The sequence below is a fragment of the Priestia sp. YIM B13491 genome, from assembly GCF_042787605.1.
Taxonomy (GTDB): domain Bacteria; phylum Bacillota; class Bacilli; order Bacillales; family Bacillaceae_H; genus Priestia; species Priestia megaterium_E.
Genome location: NZ_JBHZOR010000004.1, coordinates 471,391 through 484,708, shown reverse-complemented (window position 1 = coordinate 484,708; position 13,318 = coordinate 471,391). Strand labels below are relative to the sequence as shown.

Sequence of the window (13,318 nt, the reverse complement as noted above, 5' to 3'; positions counted from 1 at the left end):
ATATAGTAGATGATATGGTAGGTGGTATAGTAAACCTTTTAATATAATGTATTAGATAGACTCGTCTGACTTAACTTGTCTTTCAAAATATTATTGAATTTTTTTTCAAAAATGATGGCAAAGGTATTTTGCTAAATTTGAAGAATAGTTGTACTAGGTGATGAAAATGCGGAGTAGAATTGGTGAAATTATAGACAAGCAAGGGTACAAAAAGAAATATGTAGCTGAGAAAATGGACATTACTCAAAGTCAATTAAGTAACTGGATCAGTGGAAGAGCCTACCCTCCAATGGATAAAGCATTTAAATTGGCTAAAGTGTTAAATGTTAAAGTGGATGATTTGTATGAGGAAATTGAGAAGTAAAAATAATTAACAAACCTACTCTAAGATACGAAAAATGTAAAGCTAAAAAGGATGGTTTTATCCATCCTCTTTAGCTATGCACCTTATTGATTTTGTTTAAAAAGAACCTTTCATATTCCCTCCTTCAAATTCATTTAATATTAAATTTTTTTTATATTCAAAATTAATATTACCCAAAAATAACCTTTAACATGGTATAATTTTCATAGTTCATCTAGAGGAGGAGAGAAATATGGCTAGGAAATTTTGCATGATTATAGGTGATGGTTTCACAAAAGACTTTGTAGGTAGCTCCATAAACACATCTAAACCATTCACACAGTTTGAAAATGAATCAATTGGGAAATATTATAAATTTTTCAGTAATTCTATCAAAGACATTCATGATGAAATAATGAATTTAATGTCCCACCACAAATTGGACAACCAATTTGAAGCAATTGAAATTTTTTCTGAAATTAATAGAGGTGACACAGCTAAAGAATGTCAACTTAGACGTTATTTAGCTCTTACATACTCCTCACTTCAAAGAGAATTGGATAAACGCCCTAAAGATAACTGGAGATGGCTTAAATGGTTTCATTCTCATAAAGAAGAACTGTCATTCTTTATTAGCTTTAACTATGATTTGTTATTAGAGTCTACACTGACAGAATTAAATATCAAATTTAATAGAACAGGAAGTAATGAGGTTTCATCAGATATCTCTATACTGAAGCCCCATGGTTCAATTGATTTTGATATCCAACAGCCTCAATATTCAAATGTATTAGATCAAGCGAATATCTCCCACATGATTTGGAACAGCTATTTTTCTCTTAATCAAGTAAACGGAACAGTTCAATCAATACCTAGTACGCATTGGCTACTTCCAAGGTTAGAAGCAGATATCATTCCACCCTCTCAAATTAACTATCAAAAAGAGTTGGAGTGGGTAAAAAGAGGGTTTGAACATTACAGCAATACAGCTGATAAATTTACAGACTTAATAATTATGGGTCATTCATATGCAGTGTGTGATAGGGAAGAAATTGATTATTTTCTAGAAAGACTCAGTAAAAACACTTTAGTGCATATTATAAATCCTCAGATCCCTAATGATTTAATTGAAAAAATCGAATCCCTTCAATTGAAATACAAGATCATTAGCGATTTTGAGACTATGCCCACATAATAAAAAAGAATAAGCTTCGTTTTATTAGAGGCTTATTCTTCAATTACTTCATAAAGTAAAGGACTTATTCCATAATTGCTTCCCTTAACAAAAACCATTCCTGGTGGAGTGCAATTTTCAAGCATCACTCTTTTTACAACCCATTCACTTCCTATTGGATGCGGATTCTTCCATAACCCTGATTGTTGCCAACCTTTATCATCCACTATTTTTATTTTTTCTCCAACTTTCGCAATTCTTTTAATCGTTCTCATTCTTTCACCACTCTAAGTTTTTTTCATTCATATCCTATTTATTCTTTCTTAATTTTATATAACCTTCTTAGCCAAATTCTACTATGGTAAAGTTTACTATAACATAGCCTCTATTATTTACCTTTGAATTGTACGTATCCTTCATATGCAGTAATGTATGTACCACTTACTAATTTGTACATATAGACTGTGTTTACTTTTACTTTATCAACTACTGTGAACACATCACCTTTTTTAGCTTTACCTACTTTTGCATTCCAATCCGCTTTGTTGTAATAATATAGATCATTTACTTTAACTTTAACTGTACCGATTGCTTTATCGTCTGATTTAGCAGGAGCTTTAATTGGCTTTTGTGCTTGTTCCTTTTTAGGCTCAGAGTTCTTATTATTAGATTGCTTTGGAAGACATAAGAAGTCTGCGATACCTTGTGCATATGCTTCTGCCATATCCTTCAAGAAAGCTTCGTTCTTTAGTAACTCAGAATCCTTAGAATCGATGTAACAAATTTCTGTTAAACATGCTGGCATATTTGTGTTGCGTAATACTGATAGATTACCTGACTTATATGGTTGATTACCATGAGCACCTAGACCATGCTTCTTAGCGGCAGACATTGCATGATTATTGATACATTTTTGTAATTCTTTAGTTTTAGATGAGGTGGTTTTGTTGTAGATAAATGATTCAAAACCAGTACCTCCACCTGCATTAACATGGATAGATACGAACACATCAGCACCCCAATTATTAGCTTTGGCTGCTCGTGCTCCTAGTGAAGCGAATGTTCTGTCCGAACGTGTACGATTAATTTCAAACCCTGTGTAGTTTGCTTTTAAGTGATCAATTACATAATTGGATAACTGTAAGTTTAACTTAGCTTCCATTAACCCTTCTTTAGCATTAACTGCTCCTGAATCTTTGCTTTCCCCATGTCCTTCATCAAGATAAATTTTCTTTACCATTTAAAGCATCTCCATTTCATTATTTTTATTTTTCAATTCGCTCTCGAATATCTTTGATTTCTTCCTGCATACCCGATACGCTCTGTTCAATTTGCTTCAAAGTATCAGTGGTACGCTCTACGTGATTCATAAGCCTTTCTTCACGATCTTTTGAATCTTTCATAGTTTTAAAAAATAGCCAAATAAAGAGCGCAGCATAGCCCCCTTGTTTGATTAACATATCTAGGATTGTCTGATCCATTACTGTCACCTCCTCTCACTTTAGACATAAAAAATAACGCTCAAGGCGTTTAAAGTAATTTAAGATATAAGTTGCTCCAATTTTGCAAGTCTCGCCTCTAAATCTGCATTCTTAGAACGTAATTCCCGATTCTCTTTACTTAATTCTTGAATGGCTGACCAAGAGTAAGTGCCCATAGCATAAGCATCAATACCTTCCCCACGAATGTCGATAACATCGACTGGGCTTTCGTCAAGAATCAAACCTACATGTTTTCTTTCATTCTCTAACTCTTCAACAAATCGATATGTACGAATAGGTGTGTCGTTAATTTGCTGTAATGCTGTTTTAATCGTTCCATCAGGATATTCAGTACCAGCAAAAGGTTCAATATCTTTTTTACGCTCACGAACAGAGTTATAAGTGATATTTGAAGCGTAGATAGGAATGTAGGCACTATCATTAGCATTTTTAAAGTCAACCCTTGCTGTACCGTTATCTACTTTCACACGACATACATCAGTCTTGAAGATAATTTCATCTTTATCAGAAGCAATAACCATGTTACTTCCTGTTGCCGACTCTGTACCAATGAATCCTTTACGGACACCACCATATGAAACCTCAATATACGCATGAGTAGAACCATTAAGTTTTAACAAGCCACCATTGCTAGTGATACTTACGTCACCTTTGAATCCACCACCGCCCCATACATCAAGACTTGATGTTGCCGTGATATCTGAAGCAGCCAATTTAGCATAAGTTGAATTAGCTTGATTTCGAATATGTACAGCCTCACCACTAGCTAATCCAGCAATGTTAGCTGAACCTAAACTTAGTAATCTATGACCGTTGTTATCCTTCCATAATTTGGGGTTGAATTGTCCATCGTCCATAACGAAGTTGAAGTTATTATTATCATCAATTGCTATGTAAATGCTATCGTTAACACCGAAACGAGCACGGTTAATTGTTCCTGCTGTTGTTACATCAATCTTTGCACCTTTATCACCAAAGTAAATAGTGTTACCACGTAGTCCAGCAAATTTTGCAGCAGTTAAAGTAGTACCTTCTCCAATAGTTACAGAGTTTGCGCCAACAACAAGTGCTCCATTATTTACATTAAGTCCATTCAATGATTTAATATGGTCTGCAACAATTGATTGAGTTGTAATATTTCCACCATTAATAATAGTTACTGAAGTAGGCTTAAATGGACTTGCTTTGATTGCATTAGGGTCTACTCGTTCAAATTGGAAACAATCAAAATAAGCTGGAATATTTGGAGTATCATTATAGATAACTAGGTTACAAGATGAAATACCTGTAGGAATATTTGCTTTAAGTTCGTATCTATACCATCCGTCACTTCCACCGACTAATTTAGCTCCACCAGAAATAAACGAACCACTTGATAATTTAACAGAAGCACGAATTCTAGCTGTATTTATTGCATCGGGATTGTACACATAGAATGAGAAGAAATATGAAGCTCCCATTTGAACAGGCACGTTGTAGACACTTGAACCTGATGAAAGATACAACCATCCATCAGAAGTTGCTGAACTTTGAAGTACAAGTGAACGAGTACCATCATATGAGTAAAGGTTTGTGATATTTTTCTGTGTTAATGATGGTGTACCTAAGAACATGGAACTTGGTACAACACCAATATCCAACTGTTCAAATGAATCTATTCTTGCAGGCATCATATTGGGATTACCTGTAGGAAAGAATGTAGCAATTGCATTAATATCTAATTTAGATACATCAATTTTAACTGTTTCGGATGTTTGATTGATTTCAGAAACAACATTATTCTTCTCAACCTTAGAACTAATTTGTCCTGCTTGTTGTGAAATAGTTGATGTATTACTATCTACATTTTTCTTTAACTCATCAAATGTAGTTGATTCAACTTTAGATGTAATTGAGCTACTAAGTTGTTCAAGTGTGCTTTCTGATGTTGTAACACGCTTATCTATTACTTCTAATGCGTCCGAGTTATCAGTGATAACAGTTAATAATGCAGGGTCTAAATCTCCAACAGATAACGCTTGCTTTTCCCATGTTGTACCATTATAGGTGTACCAAATTGGAGGTGATACCGTTGAATCAATGTACATAGTACCCTTTATTGGATTCTCTGGACGTTCACCATTTATAATTGCGTCATTTAAATCAATAATTGTAATCTGATCAATTGCAACTATTTTTCCATCTACAGTTACTTCACATTGAAATGTAGTTCTGCTTTCGACTTCATCAGATGTAATTGTCACAAGTCTACCTATTCCTGTACCAATCCAAGTTGTGTCTTGTGTTCCATCACCATTAAACTTTTTCCAATTGAACACTGTTTCTTGAAGAGTTGTAGTGATATCGTCTGTGCCTTTATAAACTACTGCTACAAGTTGAGTATTAATTATTCCATTTTTAAACGTACTTCCTTTAGTTGAAAAGACATCACATTTATAGACAATATTATCTTTTACTTCGTCTAGTTCTTTTGCTGTACCATGTGCTAAATCGTAGGCTTCACTCCACTCCTTTTCTTTGAGTTGAAGTTTTTTCTGTGCTTTCTCTACTGCTTCAATAGCTGTGACTTGACGCACAACAAATTCACCAAGTACAATTCCACCCTTAGTGTTATCAGTTTGACTTATCTCTTTTTCAAGAATACGAGCTTCTAAGAATTGCTTTTCCTTTCCCGATGTATCTTTTACATTAACAGTATCGCCAACTTCAACATACATGTGATTGTAACCTTCGAATTGTTCAAGCATAATTACAGAAGCTTCATATGTAACTTTTGGTTTGTTTACTTTTTGTAGATAAGCTAATGCGTTATTATAAAGTTCAACAGGGTTAGTTGACGTTTGATCGATAAAACTGTCTTCAATATGTTTAATACCATTACCGTATTTCTCTAACGCATCATTATCAACCAATCTATTTCCGATGATTTCAAAACCGTCTGGCGGTGTAACCTTTGCATCTTTCAATAAGATTGCATTACCATTTGCATTTTTATTTGAACATTTTACAACTAATGCTGTAACAATTGGATTACCTTCAGTTGTTTTAGTAAGTCCTTCAAGATTCTGTTCATATTGAATTGTTACGCCTGTTTTTTGTCCAATTTTATCTTTGATGTTAATAAACTTATTCTCTGGACGTACATTATCCCACTCAATTTTAAATTCTACCTCTGCATCAAAATCAGAAATGGCATCAAGAATTGCTGCGTTTGCTCTTGGTAAATCTTCGAATGATTTAGTTATGCTTCCACTGTAATAACATTCACCTAGTTTCCATGTCGTATCAGTTGCAAGAAAATCAATGATCGTTTCTAAACTAGTTGCGGTAAAATCCTTATCTTCAATTACTTTGCTGAATAAGTCACCAACTGCTGCTAATTCACATTTAATTGTAGCAGTCATACTTTCTCCGTTTTCTTCAATTCCTGTTGTAATTCTGAATAGTTCACGATTCTTTTTAGCATCTACATAAACAATAAAGTTCCCAATAGTTAAAAGGGAACTTTTTTCATGGTCAGATGGAACATCAAACTCTAGATATTTAGCTCCATCGGCTAATGTCGATTTCATAACATCTCTAAGAATCGGACATCCTTCAGGAAAGTCATTATCTAGAATACCAATCGTATTATAGTTTTTATCTAAAATATACCACATTAATTATTACAACCACCTCTCTGTAAATCGCACTTTACCACTACTAAAAATAGATGGGTCTGATACAGTCAACCCACTTACACCTTTAGGTATGATTAAAGGTTCTGAACCTATGTAAAGCTTATTTGAAGCGTCCATTCCATTTCGTAATATCTCACCTGTTTCACAATTGATATGAAGTCTGTCGTTCTTTTTAAACAAATAATCAACCTTGTTATCAGCTTTAGGAAGATACTCTTCAACAAAAACATTACCAATCCACATTGAATCAACTGCTGGATCATTGCTATATGCACCAAAATGAATTTGAATCTTAGCTATTTTTGTACCAAATTTATTCCATGTGTCTGTCATTGATTTATAGTCCCTAGCTACGTATCGGTTTAAATCATCAATTTTTGCAATAAAGCTATGCCATTGTCTTCCTCTACGTCCCAATTTGATATGTCCATGAAAATTACTGAATACGCCTTTCTTTGCACCATAAGTGTACTCACTACCTTTAGTAAATCCATCAGGTGCTCTTAATCGTGTTTCAAAAATTGGGTTATCTCGTTTATCATCAATATCTTTCATAGCAAGCTTACCAAGTTTGCGGTTTGATGAATCTAAAAAATAAATTTCTATTCTACCCTTCTGTTTCTTATCAGTTGCTTTGAATCCTATCTCTACTTCAATCTCAAAATCTTGTACTTCATGGTCTAATGAATAAACCATTGATGAACCATGCCACAATCCACTTGCTGTACCATAATCTCTTTTACCATCTGTTGCTCCTTGCTCAAATGTGTAACCATTAGATTGAATTGCTGCACCACGAATAACTCCACCGTCTACAGTCCAATCCGTTACATTTAACCAATCCTGTGTAGTACTGCAATTGTCATTCATAATTGTTGGTGATAAATCAACTACTTGTTTTTCTGTTGGATCAAATGGTTCACCAAAATAATAGTACTTATCAGATGTTGCAATGAAGAAATCTGTAACATTCTTAGCCATTGTTACATCGATAATAGGTGAGGTTTCCATGTTACCTAAGTTAATAAGAGGTGTTGATTCTTTAGTTAAATCTAAAGCTATTTCTTGCGTTGTTCCATATCCATGAGGTTTATGACAAACAAAGTTAACTGTACCTCTTCCTAGTTCTCTAAATTGTTCTAAGTCTGTACCACCTTCAAGAATTGCGTAGTATGTAACATTTGGTCTTTCTGAGAAGATGATTGGTTGTGGTGTTTTTGAATAAAGCCATTCAGCTAATTTTGCACATGTTTCTTGATATTCGTCTTTGCTTGGTGCGATTAAAGCTAAATCAACTGGAATTGTACGAGAATCAAACTTTTGATTGGCAAATAATTTACCACTTTTCATAGGAATTTCTTTAGTTGCTATAATCGATGGTGCTAATGGTGGTAAATCAACTTTCTCGACAATTAAAAAAGAGGGAGTCGGAACTCCCCCAAAACTTATAATCTTACTTTCCATTAAATTAGACCTCCTGTTAGTTTAATACCTTTAGGACGGTTAGCTTTCTCCATATCCTCTTTCATTAGTTTCTTCAGATTCTCATATGCCAACTTCATGCTTTTCATATCAGGACTACCTGTGTATGTAAAGTTGATAGTAGGACTATAATTGATCGATGGTTGTTGCTGTGCAGAAGATGCGTTATTAGTCGTGTTGTTATTAATAATATTATTAGAAACATTTGAAGTCTTAGGCACTTTAGGAATAGGACTGTATGCACCTAGTCTTTCTGACACTTCTGCAAGTAAGGCTAAGTTTTTATTTCTGTAACGTGGCTCAGTAGTTAATACATACTCGTCATATCCATTTTCACCTAATTGAGCTACTTGGTGGTCAGTAATTTTACCACCTGTTGCATATCCACCAAGACCTTGTTTCTTGAATCTGTTATAGTTGGCTTGAACAATACGTACATAGTTTCGTGTTTCTTTGAATGGTGGAATACCATGATATTTCAATACGTTTCCGTATCCAGCATTATATGAAGCTAATGCTAATGGTAAATTTCCGTGATTCAATCTCAACATTTCTTTGATGTAGCGTGTACCACCCATAATATTCTGATAAGGGTCACGAGGATTTCTTACACCCATAGAACGAGCTGTAGCAGGCATTAACTGCATTAAACCAGTTGCACCAACACCACTTCGAGCATTAGGGTTAAATTTAGACTCCTGTTGAATAATACCAGCGATTAAAGCAGGACTAACACCATATTTCTTACCTGCTGCGTTGATGATAGAAGAGAATTGTCCTTTGTAGCTTCCACCAGAATATCCACCTTCTCCACCAGCTTTACCTTGTAGATATGCCAATGGATCAATGTACTTACCGTTACGCTTAATCTTCAAATCAAGGTGATTACCTGTCGAGAATCCTGTGCTTCCCACGTAACCAATTACTTGACCTTCTTTTACTGCATCCCCTACTTTAACTAATGGTGCTGATTTCATATGAGCATAAGATAACAAATCTGAACCTGAACGAATACGAGCTAAGTTACCACCAGTAGCATTGTTAACCAAAACTTCGGCTACCGTGCCTGACGTTAAGCTTTTAATCGGGGTTCCAGCGCTTGCGGCTAAATCAAGTCCACGGTGAACTCCGCCTTTATGAACTTTATCATTTTTGTTTCCGTTTGGTGTAAATCGTGTTGTGATACGGAATGGAGCACCTAGATAGTATCCACCGATACCAGTAAATGAACCATCTCCACCACCGAATGCACCAAGAAAATCATCAATCAATCCTTGAACGCTATCTACTGCAATGTCTCTCATAAGTCCTAATGGGCTACCTGAGATTTTGTTGAACCAATCAGGAATTAGTTTATCAGTAGCACCAATCTTTTCCATACCACTATCCCATAAGTGCTCTGCACCTTTCATAGCCATATCAAAGACGCTATCCTTTGTACCATTTTTATAAGCAGGCATTTTTCCACCAAATCCATAACGTTTAAGTAGATTCTTAGTGTGATGGTGAGGTAATACAGATGTACCTTTTGGTAAATCTAAGACTTGCTCTCCACCTACACCCACTAGTCCTACTCCACGCCCAGGAACATAGGCAAGCTCTTCACCGACTTCACCGACTCTAGCTAAACCGCCTGGATGTGAACCGTTTGGTGTACCAATTGCATATTGCTTCTCAGTTGCTCCACCTTTAGTTACTGTACCGCCTGAACGTTTACCAGTATCCTTTTTGAATTTAGTTGAGCCTGTTGATTTCTTTTTCTTAGGGTCTTTTCCGAAGAATTCTAAGATGTTATTGTAGACTGCATGAACCTTGTCATACATATCGTCCCACCCAGTTCTTACCTCTCCAGTTTCCCAATTTACAGCATCAATATGTCCTTGTGCTTGCTTTTGTGCTTCTTCTACAACACTCTCGTGCATTTGTTCAGCTTTACGAACAGTTTGATCACGTTGTTCTTTAGCATTTGCAATAGAACGTCTTGCTTGTTCTGCTGTAATAGTACCAGTTACATCACGTAGATATTCGTACTTTTTCTTTTGTTTCTGATACTGTTCGTCTGCTTGTTTAACAGTCTTATCACGTTGAGTTGCAGATGATTTAACAATATTCGCTGCTTGCTCTGCTGATAATTTAGAAGCGTCATTTTTCAAACGTCCTAGAATCATCTTTTGTTCAGCTTCAGATTTACTTAAAGTTTTCACAGCTTCAACACGCATATTTTCACGAATACCATTTACAGTACGTTTTTCAGACTCAGTTAAGTCACGTTTCTCTTTTGCTGCTCTGTTTTCAATTTCAGAAACCTTTCTCACATACTCTTCAAGACGTAATTTCTTATTTGCATGGTCATCATCCATTTTCTTTAAAGCTAGTTCTTTTTCTTCGTCAGATAATGCACCATTTGTTGCAAATAAAGCTTTAGTCTTTTCAATACGTTTTGCATGGTCAGTGTCCATTGAAGTTTGAATTTTAGCAGCCATTGCTTCATATTGAGAGATTTGTTTCTTAGCAAACTCATCTGTAACTATTCCACCTCTTGCAGATAGATTAACCATTGAAGCATACGCTTTGTTGTCCATATCCATGTAGGCTTGAACAGCTTTCTTAGTTCCTTCTGAAATCTTGTCTGAATTTAATCCAGTGTCGATTGCTGATTTGTTCATTTGGTCACGGAACTCACGAATGCTACCTACAAGTTCAATGAATTGTCCCTGAACAGGAGTTAGTTTAATAGCTAATCCTAAAAATGGATGGTCTTTCATTAGGTCTTTTAAGGCGTACCAATTCCTATAAACTAGTGCTCCTTCTACTCCAACAGCAGCAATTGCTAATGCTGTTAAACCAATTGGATTAGATAATAAAGCAAATGCACTACCAATTCCACCAATACCGCCAATCATACCAGCGATACCAACACCAGCACCTACAAATCCTGAAACAGCAATCGTAGCATCTTGTGCAGAAGGTGACATTTTATCAAATGCAGTTGTAACATTTTTAATACCTGTTTCGATTTTAGGCATCCAACGATCAGCGATATCTAATAATCTAGTACCTAATGGAGCGATTGCAGACATAAATTCACGGAAAGCAGCCTTAGCACGTTGCCCTACTGATTCAGTTACAGCAGAAGCTCTTTGCATACTTCCATCTACACCTTTAATCTTTCCATCGATGTTTCCAAGAGCGAACATGGAATCTTTTTCTAAATCTTCCCATTTCGTTCCGTATACTCCTACCCCAATCATGTTGGCTTGAACTTGGTCATCCATACCTTGTAACTCTTTAAGAACAGTATTATGTACGTCTTTTACTGTTGCTTTACCATTTTGGTAAGCTTTCCACACTTTATTAGTCTCTTTAGACATAAGAGAAAAAGCATCAGATGTACTCTTTGAACCATCAGAAATACGGATTTGGAACTCTTTCATTGCATCGTTTATGTAGTCAAGATTATAAACGCCTGATTGAGCACCTTGAGCTAATAATTGGAAATACTCATCAGCACTAAAGCCCATGCGTTTATAAAGTGGAGCATATTCTGAGAGATTATCGAACATTTCATTAGAGAAATTTAAGCCTTTTTGTGCTCCCCATGCCATAAGGTCAAATGAATGTTTAGCGTCTATACCGAAACCTTTCATTACATTTCCACCAGCACGAGTTACTTCATTTACATCTGATTCAAAAACATCTGCTAATACTAAAGCATCTTGTGTTACTTGTTTCAATTCATCGTTGTTCAAGTCTTTAATATTCTGTCTAGTTTGAACGAGTCCATTACGAACTTCGTCCATATTTTCACCGTAACCTTTTTTCCATAAATCTGTAGTAATTTTATTTAATTCTTTCGTGGCTTTAGATGTAAGACCTAATTGTGATTGGATACGCTTTTGTGAACTGTTAATATCAACAGCAGCCTTAACAGATGCAGCTCCACCAGCAGCCAATCCAGCAACCATACCAGCTTTCATTGATGAATGAATATCTCCTGCACGTTCTTTGAACTCATCCAACTTTCCACCAGCAATATGAACTTCACGTCCAAATAATCTAAATGTCCCTTTCGAGTCATCTATTTTATGATTTAGACTGTTCAAGGTTCTTTCTGTTTTGTTCATCTTTGCGACATATTCATTTAATTGAATGTACGCTTCTTTTGTTTCCTTTGCATCTTCACCTTTTTCTCTTGCCGATGCTTCATATTTACTTCTTAATGCTTGAACTGCTTTCTCTTCAAGTCTTAATTGCTTTTCCAGGTGTTCAGATTGTTGAAATAAATCTTCTGATTTAGAACCCATTTTAGACATACTAGCAGACGTTTTTCCATACTCACTAGCTAAGACTCTTAAATCTTGTTCAATACCATCTAGTGACTCCTTAGCTTCCTTAGACGCTTTAGTAAATTCGCTACCTTGTTCTTGTATCTTAACCTTTACACCATCTAATGCTGTTTCGGTTTTCTTCATTGTTTGGATAGACTGGTTATAAGCTATTAAAGCGTCTTTCGTTGCTCTATTATCTTCACCCTTCTCAGTTTTTAAAGCTTCATATTTTCTCTTTAGTTGCTCAGAAACTTTACCTTGCAATTCTAAAGTTTTATTTAATTTCTCTGATTCTTGTTTTAAATCATTGATCCCATCAGTTGTTTTATCATACTGACTATTTAAAACTTTTAAATCTTGTTCGATATCTTTAATTGCTTTGTCTGCTTCTTTTGAAACTTCAACATAAGTACTACCTTGTTCCTTAATCTTGCCATTTAGGTTTTGTAAACCCATTTCAGTCTTTTTCATTTGAGCTACTTGACGATTATATCTAGTTAATAATTTCTGTGTCTCCGCATCATCTTCACCTTTTGTGCGAACTAAATCAGCATACTCTTCTTCCATTTGTTTAAGAGTAAGTTTTTGTACTTCTAATTTCTTAGTTGTTGCATCAGCAACTTCTTTCATTGCATCTAAATTTTGTTCAAACTTTTTAATACCTGCTTTAGCTTTAGCGATTTCACTATCATAAATTTTTGTAACACGACTTAATTTTGCAAAGTCTGTTGTTGCTGAACCAAGTCCTTCTAAATCAAGTTTGAACTTCATTGAAGCCATATTGCCCATATCCATATGCTGTGTTCACC

8 protein-coding genes are annotated in these 13,318 nt (G+C 35.2%); 2 read left to right on the top strand and 6 right to left on the bottom strand.

Annotation, left to right across the window (positions count from 1 at the left end; translation table 11 throughout):
* Nucleotides 1-166 precede the first annotated feature (166 nt).
* Entirely contained in the window at nucleotides 167-364 is a 198-nt protein-coding gene (locus tag ACFX4E_RS17435; protein WP_377258485.1) for a helix-turn-helix domain-containing protein, read from the top strand.
* A 232-nt stretch (nucleotides 365-596) separates the two neighbouring features.
* Nucleotides 597-1,538 carry a hypothetical protein gene (locus ACFX4E_RS17430; protein ID WP_377258488.1) on the top strand — a complete coding sequence of 314 codons (942 nt, stop codon included), beginning with the start codon at nucleotides 597-599 and terminating at the stop codon, nucleotides 1,536-1,538.
* 32 nt (nucleotides 1,539-1,570) lie between these two features.
* On the opposite strand, the gene ACFX4E_RS17425 is transcribed toward ACFX4E_RS17430, so the two are convergent.
* The 6 genes from ACFX4E_RS17425 to ACFX4E_RS17400 form a co-directional block, all read right to left on the bottom strand.
* Nucleotides 1,571-1,792 carry a hypothetical protein gene (locus tag ACFX4E_RS17425; protein WP_377258491.1) on the bottom strand — a complete coding sequence of 74 codons (222 nt, stop codon included), beginning with the start codon at nucleotides 1,790-1,792 and terminating at the stop codon, nucleotides 1,571-1,573.
* Between the two features lie 113 nt (nucleotides 1,793-1,905).
* A complete protein-coding gene (locus tag ACFX4E_RS17420) occupies nucleotides 1,906-2,757 on the bottom strand; it encodes an N-acetylmuramoyl-L-alanine amidase (RefSeq protein WP_377258494.1) in 852 nt (283 codons plus the stop codon).
* 25 nt (nucleotides 2,758-2,782) lie between these two features.
* Complete coding sequence (locus ACFX4E_RS17415; RefSeq protein WP_377258497.1) at nucleotides 2,783-2,998, bottom strand: BhlA/UviB family holin-like peptide; 216 nt, start codon at nucleotides 2,996-2,998, stop codon at nucleotides 2,783-2,785.
* Nucleotides 2,999-3,057: 59 nt separating this feature from the next.
* Nucleotides 3,058-6,678, bottom strand: coding sequence for a phage tail spike protein (locus ACFX4E_RS17410; RefSeq protein WP_377258500.1), 3,621 nt, complete (start codon nucleotides 6,676-6,678; stop codon nucleotides 3,058-3,060).
* 6 nt (nucleotides 6,679-6,684) lie between these two features.
* A complete protein-coding gene (locus ACFX4E_RS17405; protein WP_377258503.1) occupies nucleotides 6,685-8,163 on the bottom strand; it encodes a distal tail protein Dit in 1,479 nt (492 codons plus the stop codon).
* The gene (locus ACFX4E_RS17400; protein ID WP_377258505.1) at nucleotides 8,163-13,304 is read right to left on the bottom strand and encodes a transglycosylase SLT domain-containing protein; all 5,142 of its coding nucleotides are present in this window, start codon (nucleotides 13,302-13,304) and stop codon (nucleotides 8,163-8,165) included. The genes ACFX4E_RS17405 and ACFX4E_RS17400 overlap by 1 nt, the downstream gene beginning before the upstream one ends.
* Between the last annotated feature and the right edge of the window lie 14 nt (nucleotides 13,305-13,318).